16 protein-coding genes, 1 tRNA gene and 1 pseudogene are annotated in these 16586 nt (G+C 68.9%); 13 read left to right on the top strand and 5 right to left on the bottom strand.

Annotated elements, in window-relative coordinates:
* Window positions 1–130: 130 nt before the first annotated feature.
* The 6 genes from ACFU9A_RS18965 (at window position 131) to ACFU9A_RS18940 (ending at window position 4653) form a co-directional block, all read left to right on the top strand.
* Window positions 131–631: a hypothetical protein gene (locus ACFU9A_RS18965; protein ID WP_430576841.1), complete on the top strand. Its 501-nt coding sequence runs from the start codon at window positions 131–133 to the stop codon at window positions 629–631.
* Window positions 628–1857, top strand: a complete 1230-nt coding sequence (locus ACFU9A_RS18960; RefSeq protein ID WP_430576840.1) for an NRAMP family divalent metal transporter — start codon at window positions 628–630, stop codon at window positions 1855–1857. Before ACFU9A_RS18965 ends, ACFU9A_RS18960 begins: the two co-directional genes overlap by 4 nt.
* The gene (locus ACFU9A_RS18955) at window positions 1854–2228 is read left to right on the top strand and encodes a hypothetical protein (protein ID WP_430576839.1); all 375 of its coding nucleotides are present in this window, start codon (window positions 1854–1856) and stop codon (window positions 2226–2228) included. Before ACFU9A_RS18960 ends, ACFU9A_RS18955 begins: the two co-directional genes overlap by 4 nt.
* The gene (locus ACFU9A_RS18950) at window positions 2225–2647 is read left to right on the top strand and encodes a PRC-barrel domain containing protein (protein WP_430576838.1); all 423 of its coding nucleotides are present in this window, start codon (window positions 2225–2227) and stop codon (window positions 2645–2647) included. Before ACFU9A_RS18955 ends, ACFU9A_RS18950 begins: the two co-directional genes overlap by 4 nt.
* On the top strand, window positions 2644–3711 hold the full coding sequence (locus ACFU9A_RS18945) for an aromatic acid exporter family protein (protein ID WP_430576837.1): 1068 nt from the start codon (window positions 2644–2646) through the stop codon (window positions 3709–3711). The genes ACFU9A_RS18950 and ACFU9A_RS18945 overlap by 4 nt, the downstream gene beginning before the upstream one ends.
* A gap of 273 nt (window positions 3712–3984) precedes the next feature.
* Window positions 3985–4653: a PAS and ANTAR domain-containing protein gene (locus tag ACFU9A_RS18940; RefSeq protein ID WP_430576836.1), complete on the top strand. Its 669-nt coding sequence runs from the start codon at window positions 3985–3987 to the stop codon at window positions 4651–4653.
* Window positions 4654–4661: 8 nt separating this feature from the next.
* Here the strand turns inward: ACFU9A_RS18940 and ACFU9A_RS18935 are convergent, their stop codons facing one another.
* Window positions 4662–5228, bottom strand: a complete 567-nt coding sequence (locus ACFU9A_RS18935; RefSeq protein ID WP_430576835.1) for a DUF2231 domain-containing protein — start codon at window positions 5226–5228, stop codon at window positions 4662–4664.
* A 206-nt stretch (window positions 5229–5434) separates the two neighbouring features.
* On the opposite strand from ACFU9A_RS18935, the gene ACFU9A_RS18930 reads away from it, so the two are divergent.
* The 5 genes and pseudogenes from ACFU9A_RS18930 (at window position 5435) to ACFU9A_RS18910 (ending at window position 9123) form a co-directional block, all read left to right on the top strand.
* Entirely contained in the window at window positions 5435–6160 is a 726-nt protein-coding gene (locus ACFU9A_RS18930; RefSeq protein ID WP_430576834.1) for a PAS and ANTAR domain-containing protein, read from the top strand.
* 57 nt (window positions 6161–6217) lie between these two features.
* Complete coding sequence (locus ACFU9A_RS18925; protein ID WP_430576833.1) at window positions 6218–7081, top strand: SDR family oxidoreductase; 864 nt, start codon at window positions 6218–6220, stop codon at window positions 7079–7081.
* Window positions 7082–7203: 122 nt separating this feature from the next.
* Window positions 7204–8169: pseudogene (locus tag ACFU9A_RS18920) on the top strand (glycoside hydrolase family 18 protein); the annotation flags it as partial.
* The gene (locus ACFU9A_RS18915) at window positions 8121–8930 is read left to right on the top strand and encodes a glycosyl hydrolase family 18 protein (protein WP_430576832.1); all 810 of its coding nucleotides are present in this window, start codon (window positions 8121–8123) and stop codon (window positions 8928–8930) included. The pseudogene ACFU9A_RS18920 and the gene ACFU9A_RS18915, both read left to right, overlap by 49 nt.
* 103 nt (window positions 8931–9033) lie before the next feature.
* Window positions 9034–9123 (top strand) — tRNA-Ser (locus ACFU9A_RS18910).
* Between the two features lie 57 nt (window positions 9124–9180).
* Here ACFU9A_RS18910 and ACFU9A_RS18905 read toward each other — a convergent pair.
* The 3 genes from ACFU9A_RS18905 to ACFU9A_RS18895 form a co-directional block, all read right to left on the bottom strand.
* Window positions 9181–9432, bottom strand: coding sequence for a hypothetical protein (locus tag ACFU9A_RS18905; protein WP_430576831.1), 252 nt, complete (start codon window positions 9430–9432; stop codon window positions 9181–9183).
* Window positions 9433–9635: 203 nt separating this feature from the next.
* Window positions 9636–10628 carry a hypothetical protein gene (locus ACFU9A_RS18900; RefSeq protein WP_430576830.1) on the bottom strand — a complete coding sequence of 331 codons (993 nt, stop codon included), beginning with the start codon at window positions 10626–10628 and terminating at the stop codon, window positions 9636–9638.
* On the bottom strand, window positions 10625–11740 hold the full coding sequence (locus tag ACFU9A_RS18895) for a DUF262 domain-containing protein (protein ID WP_430576829.1): 1116 nt from the start codon (window positions 11738–11740) through the stop codon (window positions 10625–10627). The genes ACFU9A_RS18900 and ACFU9A_RS18895 overlap by 4 nt, the downstream gene beginning before the upstream one ends.
* A 342-nt stretch (window positions 11741–12082) precedes the next feature.
* Here ACFU9A_RS18895 and ACFU9A_RS18890 point away from each other — a divergent pair, with 342 nt between their 5' ends.
* On the top strand, window positions 12083–13534 hold the full coding sequence (locus ACFU9A_RS18890) for an Eco57I restriction-modification methylase domain-containing protein (protein WP_430576828.1): 1452 nt from the start codon (window positions 12083–12085) through the stop codon (window positions 13532–13534).
* A gap of 19 nt (window positions 13535–13553) precedes the next feature.
* Window positions 13554–14501 (top strand): BsuBI/PstI family type II restriction endonuclease, encoded by a 948-nt coding sequence (locus ACFU9A_RS18885; RefSeq protein WP_430576827.1) that lies wholly within the window; start codon window positions 13554–13556, stop codon window positions 14499–14501.
* Window positions 14502–14630: 129 nt separating this feature from the next.
* Here ACFU9A_RS18885 and ACFU9A_RS18880 read toward each other — a convergent pair whose 3' ends face one another.
* On the bottom strand, window positions 14631–15644 hold the full coding sequence (locus ACFU9A_RS18880; RefSeq protein ID WP_430576826.1) for a helix-hairpin-helix domain-containing protein: 1014 nt from the start codon (window positions 15642–15644) through the stop codon (window positions 14631–14633).
* Window positions 15645–16586 lie beyond the last annotated feature (942 nt).

Below are 16586 nucleotides of genomic sequence, written 5' to 3'. Positions count from 1 at the left end.
CGTCACCCAGTGGACACCGTCGGCTCCGGCACCCACTGAGGGGCGCCTGAGAATCCACTGCGAGCGATGGGACGCGGCTGGGAGGCGGCGCCCGCGTGCGTGCATCGGGCCTGGTGGCGAGCATCAGGTCGTGAGGACGTTCGGGTGGGAGCGACGAGGCGCCGCGGCGGCGGCCTCGCTCGCCGTCGCCCTCGGGTGCGCGGGGTGCGTCGCGAGCCGGCAGGAGCCGGGCCAGGCGACGGCGGCCGTCGCGGACGCGGCCGCCGAGGCGGCCTCCGCCGGCGAGACCGCGCGGATCACGGTCGGGCTGCTCGACGAGGGCCGGCTCACCGGGCCCGTCGCCGACACCGCCCTGCTGGACCAGCTGCACGCCCTCGACGAGGCGGAGACGGCGCTGACCACCCTCGTGCCGCCGGACGCGGCGTCGGCGGCCCACCGGGCCGCGGGGCTGGCGGCCGTCGGCGACGTGTCGGACGCCGTCGTCGCCGCGCGCTCCTGGGTGGCCGCGCGGTCCGGCGGGGACCTCGTGGGCGCCGTGGGCGTCCCCTCGTCCGCGGACGCGCTCCTGGCCGACCTGGCGGACGCCACCGGCGCGGCCGAGGACGCCCTCGCCGGGGCGGGCGGCCCATGAGCAGGCTGCTCGCCCTCGCGCTCGGCATCCTCACCGCGATCGGCGGTTTCGTCGACATCGGCGACCTGGTGACCAACGCGGTCGTCGGCTCGCGGTTCGGCATGTCGCTGGCCTGGGTGGTGGTGCTCGGCGTCGTCGGGATCTGCCTGTTCGCGAACATGTCCGGCCGCGTCGCGGCGGTGAGCGGCCGCGCCACGTTCGAGGTCATCCGCGAGCGCCTGGGGCCGCGGGCGGCGGGCGCGAACCTGCTGGCGTCGTTCGCGATCAACCTGCTCACGCTCACCGCGGAGATCGGGGGCATCGCCCTCGCGCTGCACCTGGCCAGCAGCGTGGAGCCGCGGCTGTGGGTCCCGGTCGCGGCGCTTGCGGTCTGGCTGGTGCTGTGGCGCGTGAAGTTCCAGGTCCTGGAGAACGTGGCCGGGCTGCTGGGGCTCCTGCTCGTCGGCTTCGCGGTGGCCCTGTTCCTGCTCGGGCCGGACTGGGGCGAGCTGCTGCGCCAGGCGGTGCCGCCGTCGCCGCCCGGCGCCGAGTCGCCGGCGTCGTACTGGTACTACGCGGTCGCGCTGTTCGGCGCGGCGATGACGCCGTACGAGGTGTTCTTCTTCTCCTCCGGCGCGGTCGAGGAGCGGTGGACGGCGAAGGACCTGTCGACCAACCGGTTCAACGTCATGGTCGGGTTCCCGCTGGGCGGCCTGCTGTCGCTGTCCATCGCCGCGTGCGCGGCCGTCGTGCTGCTGCCGGCCGGCATCGAGGTCACCGCGCTCTCGCAGATCGTGCTGCCCGTGGCGCAGGCCGGCGGGGTGCTGCTGCTCGCCGTCGTCCTCGTCGGCATCGTGGCCGCGACGTTCGGCGCCGCGCTCGAGACCGCCCTCTCCAGCGGCTACACGCTGGCGCAGTACCTGGGGTGGTCGTGGGGCAAGTTCCGCCGCCCGGCCCGGGCCGCGCGCTTCCACCTCACGATAATCGTGGCGCTGCTGCTCGCGGTCGGGATCCTCATGACCAGCGTCGACCCGGTGGCCGTGACGGAGATGTCGGTGGTGTTCTCCGCCGTCGCGCTGCCGCTGACGTACGTCCCGATCCTCGTGGTCGCCAACGACCCCGGCTACATGGGCAGGCACGTCAACGGGCGGGTGGTGAACGCCCTGGGCACGGTGTTCCTGGTGATCGTGGTCGTCGCGGCGGTCGCGGCGGTCCCCCTGATGATCGCGACGGGAGCGGGGTCATGACCGAGCGGATCGTGGACGCCCGCCTGCACCTGCTGAGCCGGCAGGTCCTCGACGCGGACGGAGAGCCCGTCCGGACGGTGGACGACCTGGAGCTGGCCGGGCCGGACGGCGGCGAGGTCGAGGTGGGTCGGGAGGCGCACGTGTCCGCCATCCTCGTCGGCCCGCTCCTGGCGACGCGGCTCTTCGGCGGCCGGGTGCCCTCCTCGCGGATGCCGCGCATCGCGTGGGAGGACGTCGGCCACGTGGGGACGGCGGTCGAGCTCACGGTGCCCTCCGACCGGCTCGACGCCGACTGGGTGGAGCACTGGCTCCGCGAGCGGCTGGTCGGGCGCATCCCCGGCGGCCGCCACGACCCGGAGGCCGGCGGATGAACGTGGGCGACCTGCTCGACGCACCCGTCCTCGACCACGACGGCGCCCCGCTCGGGGTGGTCGTCGACGTGCGCCTCGCGCTGGAGGTCGTCGACGAGCCGGAGGGCGCCCCGGGCGAGGGGGAGGATCGCGAGGAGGCGGAGCACGACGCCCCGCTGAGCGCGCAGGCCCGGCGTGACGCCGTCGGCCGGGCGCGGGTGGTGGGGCTGCTGGTGGGGCCCCGCGGCGCGGGCTCGTTCCACGGCTACGAGCGGACCGACGTGCGGTCGCCGTGGCCGGTCCCGCAGCTCGTGCGCCGCCGCCACCGCGGCACGTTCCTCGTGCGGTGGGAGGACGTCGAGGCGCTCGACGGCACGGAGGACGGCGGGAGCGTGCGCCTCGTCCAGGGGTACGAGCAGCTCCCGCCGGACCTCGCATGACGGGTGCCGGGACGACGCGGCCGCGGGTCGTGGCCGTCGTGCACCGTGCCTGGGTGCTGCACCCGCGGTGGTCCCTCGCGGTGCGGGGCGCGGTGGCGGCCGGGCTGGCGTGGGCGGTCGCCGTGCTGGCGCCGGCGCCGTTCTCCGAGTACCCGTTCTACGCACCGCTCGGAGCCGTGGTCGCCACGACGGCGACCCCGGTCAGGTCCCTGCGCGAGTCGCTGCAGACGGTGGGGGCGCTGCTCCTCGGGGCGCTGATCGCGCTGGTCGCCGACGTCGTGCTCGCGCCGAGCGTCCTCGCCGTCGCGCTCGTGGTGGGCGTCGCCCTCCTGTGCGCCGGATGGCGCGTGCTCGGCGGCGCCGGGGTGTGGGTCGCGAACTCCGCGATCTTCGTGCTGGTCCTCGGCCAGGGCGAGGACGCGAGCTACGTGGCCGCGTTCGCCGGGCTGATCCTCGTCGGGGCCCTGATCGGCACGGGCGTCAACCTCCTGCTCCCCTCGCTTCCGCTGGCGCCGTCCGACGTGGCGCTGGACGCCCTGCGTGACGCTCTCACGGACCAGCTCGACGCCCTCGCCGACGGGCTCGAGCACGAGGGAGCGCTCGACGCCGACGAGTGGGAGCGTCGGCGGGAGGCATTGTTCCCGACCATCGAGCGCGCCCGGCGGGCGGTCGACGTCGCGCGGGAGTCGTCCCGGGGGAACATGCGGGCGCACCGCCACAGCGCCTGGGCGTCGTCCCAGGGGAGGCGGGCGCGGACGCTCGGCACCGCCGCGGGCGTCGTCGACGAGGTGGTGCGCCTGCTGGTGGACTGGGAGGCCGCCGGCCGCGACGACGTCGCGCTGGGGCCGCCGCTGCGTCCCGTGGTGGCCCGTGCGCTGCGGGCCCTGGCCGCGGCCCTCCAGGACACGACGGAGGGTGACGAGGCCGCGGGCCGGTTCGCCGCCGCGGTCGACGACCTGCGGGCCGAGGTGCGGGACTCGCGCGACCGGTCCGGCGACGACCACCTCGTCGCGGGGGCGCTCGTCGTCGTGCTGGGGCGGGCGGCGGAGGCCGTGGCGGGGTGACCACCGGGGAGCGGTGGGCGGGGCGGGCCCCCGCGGTCTCGCCGGTCCGGGAGGGAACCGGGTGCCGCGCTGCTGGACATCCGGTCCGCGGCCCCGCGGAGCGGTGGTCGCACCGACATCGTCACCAGGGACGGAGATGGTCGCCACCGCGGCGGACCGGGGCGCCGCCTCGCGGCCTCCCTGTCGCCCGGCATGCGAAAGGGGCTACGGTCGGGAGGAGTCATGAGGCGGCTCGGCTGGGCGGCGGACGCCCGCAGCGGGAGGGACACCACCATGACCGACAGCAGGAAGTGGGACATCGAAGGCACGCTCGCCCTCGGCGCGAGCCACCCCGTCGGGCGCTATCGCCACGACCTGGCGACGGGCCGCTGGTGGTGGTCGGACGAGACGTACCGCATCCACGGCTTCGAGCCGGGGGAGGTCGTGCCGACCACCGAGCTCATCCTGGCGCACAAGCACCCCGACGACAGGGACCGCGTGAGCCAGGTGCTCCGCCGCGCCTGCGTGACGGGCGAGCCGTTCAGCAGCGTGCACCGCATCATGGACGCCCACGGCGACGAGCGGACCCTCGCCGTCGTCGGGGAGGGGCGCACCGACGAGGCGGGCGCCGTGTGCGAGCTCGTCGGGTTCTTCACCGACGTCACCCCCGCCGTCGCGCGGATCGCCGACGCGCGCGCGACGTCCAGCATCCGGGCCTCCGCCGCGAGCCGGGCCGCGATCGAGCAGGCCAAGGCGATCGTCATGTGCGCCGTCCGCACGGACATGGAGGGGGCGTTCGACTGGCTGCGGGAGGCGTCGAACCACTCGAACGTGCCGCTGCGCGACCTCTCCGCCCGGATCGTGGCGCTCGCCTCCGCCAGCAACGGGGACATGCGCGTCGTCGCGGAGGCGCTGGCCGACCTGCTCGTGCCCCGGTCGGAGTCGCCGACCGCGCCGCGGTAGCCGCCGGGTCAGGCGGCGCCGGGAACGTGCCGCGGCTCGCGCATCGCCTGCGCGACGTGCCCCCCGAGGAAGCCCCCGGCGCCCACCGCGCCCATGCCCGCCAGGCTCAGCAGCGTGCCCAGCCCGGTGCGCCCCGCCCGCCGCGCGCGCCACGAGGCGAACGCCAGGAGGGTGCCGGCGCCCGTGCACGAGGCGTGGACGGCGGCCACGCGCCGGGCGGGCGCGCTGAGCGCCCGGTAGTCGGCGAGTCCCGTGAGAGCTGTCGGCGGCGCCGCCAGCAGACCCAGGCCCACCAGCCGCCGGGCGGCGTCGGCGTGGCCCTGCGGGCGGGTGAGGTCGAGCGCGACCGCGCTCGTCCACAGGCCGATCGGCAGGTCGGTGAGCACGGCGTGCACGGGGTGGCCGACGGACCTGCCGCGCAGCTCGTCGCGCACGCGGCTCGGGCCCGGCACCACGGTGCGCGAGATCCGCTCGTACAGGCCCGCCAGCGGGTCGAGCCCGGGGGAGCGCTCCAGCGCCTCGGCCAGGCGCGGCAGGGGTCGGTCGGCGGACGGTGTGGAGTGGTGGGCGGGCATCGTGCCTCCTCCTGACGCCCTCGGACGTCGCGGCATCGGCCGGGCGCCCGGACTCGACGCCACCCGACGACCGTAGGACGCCCGCCGTCAGCTCGCCGCGGCGGGCGGGCGGTGGTGAGCGGTGGACTACTCCCGTCCGCGGGGCTAGCGTGAGGAACCGGCGTCAGGAAGCGGCACCATCCCTCCTTCTTCATCCGGAGGTCATGATGACGACCACCCCTCCCGTCGACTCCGACCACCCCACCGCGGAGCAGGCCGTCGAGGCGCTCGCGGTCGGGACGAACCTCCTGACCGGCAGCTACCGGGCCGACCTGGCCTCGGGGCGCTGGTGGTGGTCCGACGAGGTCGACGCGATGCTCGGGCACAAGCCCGGCGAGCTCGAGCCCGGCGCGGCGACGCTGGACGGCCGCCTGCACCCGGACGAGCGCGAGCGCGCGGTGCGCGGCGCCGTCCGCACGCTGGCCCTGGGCGGCCCGGTCACGACCGCCCGCCGCGTCGTCGACGCCCACGGCCGGACCCGCACGCTGCTCTTCACGGCCCAGTCCCGCCGGAGCCGCGACGGCGGAGCGTCCGAGGTGGCCGGGTACGTCGTCGACGTGACCCCGGTGCAGCGCGAGGCCGTGCAGCGGGACGTGCGGCGCGCGCTCGACAGCGCGTTCGTCTCCGCCGCGTCCATCGAGCGTGCCAAGGGCGTGCTCATGGCCGTGCACGGGGTGTCGGAGCAGCAGGCCGAGAGCCTGCTCACGGAGGCCGCCGGCGCGACGGGCGCGACCCTGCGCGAGGCGGCCACCCAGATGATGGCCCACCTGGCCGACGCGGACGGGTTCGGCCGTCGCGCGAAGGAAGGGGTGCGCGACGCCCTCGACACGGTGAAGCCGGCCAAGCGGCCCCACGTGCACGAGGCGCAGCTCGCGCGCCGTCGCGCCGCGTGAGGCCACCGCCGGACCGAGGACCGCACGACCGAGGACCGCACGACCGAGGAGGACCGCATGGCTGACGACCAGCAGTCGTTCCCCGCCCAGCAGCAGGACCCGCCGGGGCTGACGAGCGCGATGACCCCGACGCCCGACCACGGCGAGGAGAGCTACCGCGGCTCGGGCCGCATGGACGGCCTGCGGGCCCTGGTGACCGGCGGGGACTCGGGCATCGGCCGCGCCGTCGCGATCGCCTTCGCGCGCGAGGGCGCCGACGTCGCCATCGGCTACCTGCCCGAGGAGGAGGACGACGCGCAGGAGACGGCGCGCTGGGTCCGCGAGGCGGGCCGCGCCGCGGCCCTGCTGCCGGGCGACATCACGGACGAGGCCACGGCGCGGTCGCTCCCCGACCGGGCGGCCGAGCAGCTCGGCGGCCTCGACGTCCTGGTGAACAACGCGGGGTTCCAGATGGCGCGGCGGGAGTCCGTCGAGGACATCACGACGGACGAGATCGACCGCGTGCTGAAGACGAACCTGTACGCCCTGCTGTGGATCACGCAGTCGGCGCTGAAGCACCTGGGCGAGGGGGCGAGCATCGTCAACAACTCGTCCATCCAGGCGTTCCAGCCCTCGACGTCGCTGCTCGACTACGCGTCGACCAAGGCCGCGATCAACAACCTCACGGTGAACCTGGCGGCCGAGCTGGGGCCGCGGGGGATCCGCGTGAACGCCGTCGCCCCGGGCCCGATCTGGACCCCGTTGCAGCCGGCCACCCAGCCCGAGGAGAAGGTGCAGAAGTTCGGGCAGGACACGCCGCTCGGTCGCGCCGGGCAGCCGGGCGAGGTCGCCCCGGCGTTCGTCTTCCTCTCCTCGCCGCGCGACGCGAGCTACGTCTCGGGCACCGTGCTCGGGGTGACGGGCGGCAAGCCGGTGTTCTGACCCCTCTCGGAACCACCCCTGACCTGGGCAGGGGCTGGCCACCGCCGGACGGTCACGATATTGTGCAGGAGCCCGAACAAACCCGTATCCGGGTGCGCCCGGAGGAAGCAACGAGGCTCCCGATGAGACACCGACCGTCCCCGCGCCGTCACGGCGCCCTCACGCTCGTCGCGGCGGCCGCCGTCGTCGGGCTCACCGCCGCCGGGGCGTCCGCCGCGCCCCGGCCCGCGACGCCGGCGCCCACGTCCAGCGGCGCGTCCGCGCACGACGCCGACGGCGTCAACGGCTACAAGACCCTCGGCTACTACCCGGCCTGGGGCACGGAGACCCACGACTTCGAGGTGGCGGATCTGGCGCGCACCGGCGCCGCGGCCGACCTCACGCACCTCACGTACGCGTTCGGGAACGTCACGTCGGACCTCGTGTGCGACATCACCGACGCCGAGGGGCCGGAGGGGCCCGAGGGCGACCCGCAGAACGACTACCTGCGGATCTTCGGCGCCGAGGACTCCGTGGACGGCGTCGCGGACTCCGCGGACCAGGCGCTCGCCGGCAACTTCAACCAGCTCCGCAAGCTCAAGGCGGCCTACCCCGGGCTCAAGGTCATGATCTCGCTGGGCGGGTGGACCTGGTCCGACCACTTCGCCGAGGCGACCCTGACGGCCGGGTCGCGCGAGCGTCTCGTCGACTCCTGCATCGACACCTACCTCGACGGCGACCTGCCCCAGGTGGGGGCGCAGGGCGGCGCCGGCGTCGCGGCCGGAATCTTCGACGGCTTCGACATCGACTGGGAGTGGCCCGCCGCCGACGGCGAGCACGCGCCCACGTACCCGGACGTCGAGAAGGAGAACTTCCTCGCGTTCATGGAGCTGTTCCGCGAGAAGCTCGACGAGCGCGCCGCGACGACGGGCGACGACTACCTGCTGACCGGCTTCGCGCCCGCGGGCTGGGCGCCGCGCACGCAGGGCGGCTGGGACGACCCGCGCCTCGCCGCCGTCGTCGACTTCCTCAACGTGCAGGGCTACGACTACACCGGGCCGTGGGCCGCCACGCAGACGGGTCACCAGGGCAACCTGCACCCGTACAGCAACCCGGACGGGTCGTCGGCCAACTGGGGCCTCGCCGCCGACGGCTGCTCGGCGCCTACCGCGCCGCCGGGTACGACGGCGACCAGCTGGTGCTCGGCATGGCCGCGTACGGGTACGGCTGGGAGGGCGTCGAGGACGCGACCCCGGGCGCCGCCGCGATCGGCTCCCTCGGGCAGAAGAACTACTCCCAGCTGCACGACCTCGGCCGCGAGTACTACGACGAGACCGCCGCCGCCGGCTACCGGTACGACGGCGACCAGTGGTGGAGCCTCGACACCCCGCGCTCCGTCACCGCCAAGGCCGAGTGGCTCGCCGAGAACGGGTACGGCGGCGCCTACTTCTGGGACATCGCGGGCGACTACCGCAACCAGCTCGGGTCGGCGCTCGCCGGCACCCTCCGCGCCGCCACCCCCGGCCCGCAGGTCGTGGGCGAGGGCGCGGACCCCTGGTACGCAACCGGCGTCTACACGAAGGGCGACGTCGTCGCGCACGACGGCGTGGAGTACCGCGCGCAGTGGTGGACGCGGAACCAGGAGCCGGGCGACCCGCACGGGCCGTGGAAGGAGATCGGGCCCCGCGGCACCGTCCCCGCCCCCGCGGCCGCCGACTGCGCGCCCGCGTGGGACGCGGGCACCGTCTACCGCAGGGGCGACGTCGTCTCCCGCGCAGGGGTCAACCACACCGCCCTCTGGTACGCCAAGGGCGAGCGCCCCGGCACCGACGTGACCGGCGCCTGGGACGCCGGCGCACCCTGCGCCTGACCCCCTGAACCGTCGGCGGCGGCGGTCCGTCCCGCCCGCCGCCGACCGGATTTCGGGTCTGCCGATCCATTGGGTATCCTCGGTGGGCCGGTCCGTCCGGCGAGGTAGCGTGTCCGAGCGGCCTAAGGAGCACGCCTCGAAAGCGTGTGTGGGTGAAAGTCCACCGTGGGTTCAAATCCCACCGCTACCGCCACCCGAAGGGCCCCACCCGCGAGATTCTGCGGCTGTGGGGTCCTTCGTCGTTTCCAGGTCACCGGAAACTCACCGGATTGCGCCGTGGCCGGACTGGAGCGCGGGATAGAGCGGGACGAGCCGGGATCAGAGCCTCGAGGTCGAGGTCCGCCTCCCGCAGCGCCAGGCACTCACCGATTCGCAGACCGGTGCCGAGCATCGTGTCGACGATCTGCGGCAGCAGGGTGATGTTCCGCTTACCTCGGGGGAGCGCGGGACGGTCCTTCCACTCCCGCACGGCCTTCCGCAGCAGGGCGATGTCCTCCAGCACCCCCTCCGGCACACCAACTTTCTTGGCTATACCGGCCACTGCTTGGGCGATGCGGACGTGCGCGGAGGCCCGCCTCGGGCTTGCCGTCGCCGTTTCGGGCGTAACCTTGGTGCGCGGGGCAGTCCGAGTTGTGACCTTGCAAGCGACAGTCAACGCCAGCGCCCGTGATGGCTTGCCGGACTACGGCCCGCCCAAGATCTGGACTAGGGTAAAACCACGGCGCCGCGGGCCTCCGCCTGTTCAATCCCGAGCCTCGCAAGCGTTTCCGGATATACTAACACTTTCGCTTTCTGCGACTGGCCACCATTTCGAAGTCGACGACTTAGCCTTTGACTATGGTCGTCGGCAATGTAGTTCAATACGGATCTGTACGGAGACCAGTCCAAACTGTGAGCACCCGCATTCCTTTGGCTTCCGCTCAATAGCAACGCTCGCAGAATCTCAACCCTATCCGCGGCCGGTGAACCGTCAACGATCTTTAGGAGATTGTTGACAGATTCCGCAAGGCTGCGAACGTTGCGTGGAAGCGCGGCTGCATCCCATTCCGTATTCAAGACATCGATTATTTCGTTGAGTTGATCGATTTCAGGATTTGCACTTGGCAACACATCACTTGCCGCCAGCGCCTCGATACCGGCGATCGTAACTTCAGCTTGCTCCAGCGTCGCGCGAACCTGATAGGCAACACGCTCCCGTCGCCAGTCGCGCTGTTCGGACTTATAGATTAGATCATGCGTCGCTACGGCCCAAGCATGTTGAAGGAACGTTTTTATCTGAACCTCGAAGAGCGTCCCGTCAGGTATCGCCGTCCGTTCACCCTCAGTGCGCTCGTACCGAACATAGAGGCGCACGTCGTCGAACAAGAAGTCGTGCGGTCTCTTTGTAGTCCCTGTTGCTGTCGGCGGCCGTCGCTCGTGCACGGAGTACCGTTGTGTGACAACCGCTTCCGCCTCCGGTAGGCGAGTTGCGTTAGGGACAACAAGCGTAGCCCCGAACACATCTTCCATCCGGTTTGGGTCGGGGACCCTCCCTGACTCGACCTTTATGGCGAAGCTCTCATCGCCCTTGACGCGGCTTTCGTAATGCCACGATGAATGCTTCCGCTTTTGTAGGTCGATGTCGACTTCACCTTTTAGTTGGCGTGCTATCCGCGCTTGACGCTCATAACTTTCGCGGATCGCTGCATCGATCTTCACGAAGCCGGCAACCTGTGGGCCATGGCGCGGCGCAACGCGTCCAGGCGAGACTGTCGCTGTGGCTGCTCGGTGGTCGCTCCGCGAGAGGCTACCTTGTAACGCTTGATGCATTCCTCGTACTCGTCGGGCACTGAAGTCGAGTCCTCGACACCATAGTCTGACGGATCAATTTCGTAAGCGGCAACCTTCATCATGAAATTTCGGTATCTGGATCCGAATGTCGCAATATTGGGAAGAGCATCGAGCGACGAACTCACAAGCGCCCAGAGCGTGTAGAAATGCATGAACGGCTGCGCGTTCTGCTCAACTACACGCGTATCGCGGTTCAAATCGGCGAGCCAGTCACGCACTTGGAAGAACTTCGTGGTGAACTCGTCCTCGTCAAACTCGATCTCGTCGTTCTCAACTTCGTCATACTGCGCAAAGAAGCCGTCGATGTCCTCCTGGTCGAATCCCGATATCTGGCGCCGCAGGCTAACCATGGCGAGTTCAGCCAAGTTCTGGACGTCAGTCATTCTCCTTTCCTTAGCAGTGGTGCTGATCTTAAAGTTGGTCCACACTGGTTGAGTGACTTCCTCTTCGAGAAAGCGAATCATCCAGCCATCGAAGCGAGCATGACGCAACTCTTGTGCTGTGAGTTTTCGCGAGTTCTTGTTGAGGCGCTCGAATACCTCTTGCACGAAAGTCGGAGAAACGTCGTCAATCTCTTCGATTGTGACACGATAGTTCCAAAGGCGGGATTTCGCGTCGTCGTCAACGAGGTCGCGCCATCGCTTGCCGTCAAATCGGGTGTCGCCAAAGTCGCGCGGCAAGTAGACCTTATTCTTCAGGAAGAGAAGGATTGTGCTGATCCGCTGTTTGCCATCCACGACGTGATACATTGACTCGCCGGTCGCAAGGTCGATGGTCTTGTGCAGGAATACCGCAGGTGAAGGGTAGTTCTTAAAAACTGTATCCATAAATGACCGCCGGTCGCGCGGGGTCCAAACGCTTCGCCGCTGGTATGGCGGGTCGAGGTCCAGTTGTCCACGACGGTGCTGTTCCAAAAGCCAACTGAGATCTTGCGTGCCAACGATACGGTTGACTGTCGCGTATCCCGATTCTGTCGTCATTTGTCCTCGTTTCAGCGTCCGCGAGCGTATAGCTCTCCAAGCCTCGAGCTGACGGTAGCAGTGCGAGGACCCCGACAGTTCCGCTCGGGCGCATGGTCCACGGCCCGATGTCGACTGGCAGCGGTAGTCCGCGGGACATCCCCGGTTGGCCGCACAGCGAATCGCGCGGGACGAGTACTAGCCGTGGCGCACCGGCCGATCAGAGCGAGGAAGCCCCAGGGCGCGTCCGCCCTGGTCAAGATAGGGCGGTCTAGCAGCTCCTGGGGGGCAACCCGGCCGAACGGCCCCCCGACGAGCGCGCCCTGGTCAACGTGTGTCGGTGCTGGAACGTAGATTGGGCGGGTGAGTCTGAAGGAGCGCACGGAAGCCAGGCGTCGCGATGCGCTGGGAGGACTCGACCCAGCGAAGCAGTCGGCCATGGGCCAGTTCTTCACGCCAGCGAAGGCCGCTGACCTCATCGCGTCTATGCTGCGGGTCGACGGCCTCTCCGGTGTGGTTCGGGTCCTGGACCCTGGCGCTGGGGCAGGCTCGCTCACGGTGGCACTACTCGAGCGCATCACGTCTGAGCGGCCAGACCTCGACGTCGAGGCCACGGTGGTTGAGGTCGACCCGCACGTGATCCCGGCACTGCGTTCGACCCTCGGAGACCTCGAATCCACGCACGGCGTGAGGACACGTCTGGTCGAAGGAGACTACGTCGCCCTCGCGACCATGGGCGACCCCCGGGTGACAGGCCCATTCGACTTGGTGATTCAAAACCCGCCGTATGGCAAGCTGCCGTCTGCGGACCCACACCGTGTTGCGACAGCGGTCAAGACAGTAGACACGCCCAATGTCTACTCGGCGTTCTGGGCCCTCGCTGTAGATTCCCTCGCACCTGGCGGGCAGTGCGTGACGATTGTCCCAAGATCGTGGGCAAACGGAACCTACTTCTCCGCATTCAGGAAATGGCTCCTGAGCCAGATAGGGCTCGACAGGCTCCACGTTTTCGAGAGCCGCAGTACCGTCTTCGCGGATTCGGGCGTGCTTCAGGAGAATGTCATTGTCTCGGGTACACGAGGAGCTTGGCCCGACGAGGTCGTACTTTCTGCAAGCGTCGGCCACAACGACCATGTTGACATCAAGTCGGTTTCGTCAAAGATCGTTGTCGTCCCCGGAGATAAGCACCAATTTGTGCGATTCACTGACGGGGCGACGAATGTGCCGGCCGCAGCCAAGTTCACGCTTGCAGATCTCGGTATAAAGGCGTCGACAGGGCGCGTTGTCGACTTCCGCAGCCGTGACTGGCTCGTCACCGAGCCGACTGATAATACCGTACCGATGGTGTATCAGGCCAACGTCCGCCATGGGCGAATCACTCACCCGTTGTCTCGCGCGCCAAAACCGCAGTGGTTCGTGGTGGAGGTGGACAGAGCCAGGAAACTTACGAATGTTCCCGGCAATTACGTCGTGATTAAGAGATTCTCCGCCAAAGAGGAGCGGCGCCGCGTCGTCGCTGGAGTCTGGGATCGGCCCGGCGTAGTCGCGTTCGACAACAAGACCAACTACCTTCACGAGAATGGAAGTCCGCTTGAACCCTTGCTCGCCCAGGGGCTCGCAGTTTGGCTCAACTCGACTCCACTGGATGAGGTGTTTCGGACCTTCTCGGGCCACACGCAGGTCAACGCAGGCGACCTTGGGGTCCTCCCTTTCCCAAGCCGCGACGATCTTGTAGAGCTGGGCGCAGCGCTTCCGGGTGAACTCTCGGACCAAGACCTCATTGACAAGGTCGTAGAGCAGGTGCTGTCCGCCTGATTCCGGTATTGTGACGTTCGTGCCTGCAACGCTGGAGTCCGCCCGGAAACTGCTGAAGTCACTCGGATTCGATCGGGTAAGGTGTAACGACCGCTCGGCCTGGACGCTGCTGGCGTTGCTCGGATTGACGCCAGGCGAGCCGTGGATTCACGCCACGAACGATGCGAAGACGGTCAATCGGCTCATCGATGAGATCGCGTCCAATTGGGGCAAGTCCTACGCCGTGGGGTCACGGGAAAGTGTCCGGAAGTTCACCCTCCACCAGTTCGTCGCGGCTGGGCTTGTGGAGTACAACCACGACAATCCCTCCCGTGCTGTCAACGACAAGTTCAACAATTATCGAGTATCGCCCAGCGCGATCACGATTATCCATGCCTACGAGACCGGCGAATTTCAAGCGCTCCTAGATGAGTACCTGGTGCTACTCCCAGGCCAGCTTGCAGCCCGAGAAGCGGCACGGGAGATGCACCGCCTCCCGGTAACCATGCCGGCGGGGGATACGGTGACGCTCTCGCCCGGCGGACAGAACTTTCTGCTGGTGCGGATGGTTGAGGAGTTCTGCTCCCGCTTCGCACCCGGGGGTATCGTGCTTTACCTCGGTGACGCGGATGAAAAGTACGCGTTCTATCATCCCGACCTGCTCGCCGGACTGGGAGTGGTCATCGATGACCCGCACGGGAAGATGCCCGATCTTGTGGTCTATCTGCCGAGCAAGAACTGGCTATTCCTGATGGAGGCTGTTACCACCCATGGCCCCATTGACGGACCTCGCCGGGACGCGCTCGGTGCGCTGTTCGCTGACTCAACTGCCGGCTTAGTCTACGTGAATTGTTTTCCCGACCGCGCTACCATGCGCCGGTATCTGGCGGAACTGGCGTGGGAGACTGAAGCCTGGGTTGCCGACAACCCGGACCACATGATCCATTTCAACGGCGACCGATTCCTTGGGCCGCACGTTGCCCCTTAGTCTTCGGGCCCGGGCGTTCTCCGTACTGCTCATGCCGAGCGATATCAAGGAAGTGCGTGCTGGTGTAGCCAGATTTGACTCGGAGGGATGATTCTCTTACCGCCAAGTATCGACATTGGTCGATTGCGTCTATCTTTGATAGAGTGGCGGAAATCCCTCGTCTGTCATCCGGCGGCGATCTTGTTCGAGTTCTGTCTCAAGATACGCGGGTATTTCGGAGAAGGGTCGGAACATCTTGGTCTTGAAGTAGGCGGCGTCTCGCGTTTCTCGGGGGCGCTGGCGTACGGCTTCGAGACTGTCAAGCATCTCCCAGGGGCGCGCAAACCATAGGCCGACTCCCACGTACCGTTCGGTCGGCGCCTCCGCGCGCCCGATAACTTGAGCGTGTACCAGTAGGACTGGTGCAGCTATCGTGTTCGCGGCCGTGGTGATATCGTCGCAATCCGTCGTGTCGAGTTGGAACTGAGACATCGGTGTGCCAACACCATCCCGCGGGAGCGCACTGCGTCCGCTCTTAAGCTCCAGGCCGAGGATGACCTGGCCGTCAGGAGTGTGAACTTCAAAGTCTACGGTCGGCTTTCTCTCCGGATCGGAACGCTTACCCCGCGGCCGAAGAGCTACAGGATCAGTCTCGACGAGGCGGTATTCCGTAGTGTGCTTCACGGAACGAGCCCATGACGCTTCGACGAACCTTGCGGAGGAAATGCTCCGTCCGATAGACCTCATTACGCGATCACATGTGCCGCACGCGAACCACTGCGAGAGTCGAACGACAAGTAGCTCGTTGCAGTTTCCGCAGTATCCGTCGATCCGTTCGCCTGAGACCCACTCGGGTGCTAGGCCGCTGAACGCATCGGATGAGTAGGCGTTGCGGCACGCGTCGCAAAGGAAGTAGGAGCGGAGTTCGGCGTCGCGCGCGGTGTCCGAGTGTCGCGCGCACTCGTACGCAGCGTAGGGGTCGACCGCGAGCTTCCGGTCCCTGGCTGCGAGGAACGAACCGATTCTTGCAACGGCCCCGGGGCCGATCCCGGGTAGGGCCAATAGCTGTCGTTCGTTCAAGGCTGCCAGTTCTTCGACGTCTCGTAACCCGAGTGCGGTCAGCCTCTTCCCGAGGCCACGAAGCTCGTCGAGTGCGCTGCTCACAGGGCCACACGCTATCCGAAGGCTAGCCCGAAGGCTCTGCGCTTCGGACGCCTCAGGCTCGATAGGTGCCGCTCGCACTGCGCTCAGGCGCAGCCAAGGCCAGTGGCCGAGCCGGTATCACCGCAAGGCTCACGAGGCGGGCGCTCGTGCGAACGTATCTTGAAGCGGGACGTGCTTGTGAGGACTTTCCTTACTGGCTCAAGGCGCGGCTCCGCCGCGCGGGAGGCTGAGCGGGCGGGGCCCCGCGCTCCGCTCGCAAGCTCGCTGCGCGCACCCCACCCGCTCGGTCTCCCGGCATGACGAAGGCGGTCCCGAGTCAGTCTCGGAACCGCCTCGCTATATGGCCGTCAGGACAAGCGGATGGCGCTGCAATCACTCCACAATCGTGGCGCGCGCCGCTGCATCCCGTCTCCGTTGCCGGGCGTCCAGCTGCGCGGCCACGTGCCGGGCTGTCACCCACACGAGTAGGTAGTAGGCGACTGCCGCGATGGCGCCAGCTACGGGGCCCCACTCGCGCATTGCGTAGAACGCTGCAACTAGCAGCAACGCGACCGCGCTGAGGCCCACCGCGATTCGAACGAAGTCCACTCGTCCGCCACGGGATGCAGTCGCCACTTCCGCGCTTGCACCCACATCAGGACCAGCGTCCCGGGCGTCAGGGCGGCGAGGATGAGACAGAACCATGCTGGCGGGAACGGAGCAAGGAGCGCCAGGACGAGAAAGGGCGGTCCCAACAACGGAGTCACCCAGAGCCGAAAGTTGTTGTCCCAGGCGCTTAGACACTCCACCCATGCTGGCTGATTCACTGCTGACCCCACTGCAACCGCCCTTCCGGCCTGAGAGCCGGCGAGGCTGCCGGTGGCTGGACGATAGCGGAACGTCGCGGTCCGGCCCCGCACCGACCGCCGAGCATCCGGCCGACTCCGGTCCGCGTCAAGGGCG

The sequence above is a fragment of the Isoptericola sp. NPDC057653 genome, from assembly GCF_042799955.1.
Taxonomy (GTDB): Bacteria; Actinomycetota; Actinomycetes; order Actinomycetales; family Cellulomonadaceae; genus Isoptericola.
The sequence above is the reverse complement of the archived record's forward strand: the minus strand, read 5'-3'. Positions and strand labels throughout refer to the sequence as shown.

What these genes read in the sequence shown, in the direction of transcription:
- ACFU9A_RS18960 (WP_430576840.1), top strand. Translation starts at nt 628, where the DNA reads ATGAGCAGGCTGCTCGCCCTCGCGCTCGGCATCCTCACCGCGATCGGC.
- ACFU9A_RS18955 (WP_430576839.1), top strand. Translation starts at nt 1,854, where the DNA reads ATGACCGAGCGGATCGTGGACGCCCGCCTGCACCTGCTGAGCCGGCAG.
- ACFU9A_RS18950 (WP_430576838.1), top strand. Translation starts at nt 2,225, where the DNA reads ATGAACGTGGGCGACCTGCTCGACGCACCCGTCCTCGACCACGACGGC.
- ACFU9A_RS18945 (WP_430576837.1), top strand. Translation starts at nt 2,644, where the DNA reads ATGACGGGTGCCGGGACGACGCGGCCGCGGGTCGTGGCCGTCGTGCAC.
- ACFU9A_RS18940 (WP_430576836.1), top strand. Translation starts at nt 3,985, where the DNA reads ATGACCGACAGCAGGAAGTGGGACATCGAAGGCACGCTCGCCCTCGGC.
- ACFU9A_RS18935 (WP_430576835.1), bottom strand. Translation starts at nt 5,228, where the DNA reads ATGCCCGCCCACCACTCCACACCGTCCGCCGACCGACCCCTGCCGCGC.
- ACFU9A_RS18930 (WP_430576834.1), top strand. Translation starts at nt 5,435, where the DNA reads ATGACGACCACCCCTCCCGTCGACTCCGACCACCCCACCGCGGAGCAG.
- ACFU9A_RS18925 (WP_430576833.1), top strand. Translation starts at nt 6,218, where the DNA reads ATGGCTGACGACCAGCAGTCGTTCCCCGCCCAGCAGCAGGACCCGCCG.
- ACFU9A_RS18895 (WP_430576829.1), bottom strand. Translation starts at nt 11,740, where the DNA reads ATGACGACAGAATCGGGATACGCGACAGTCAACCGTATCGTTGGCACG.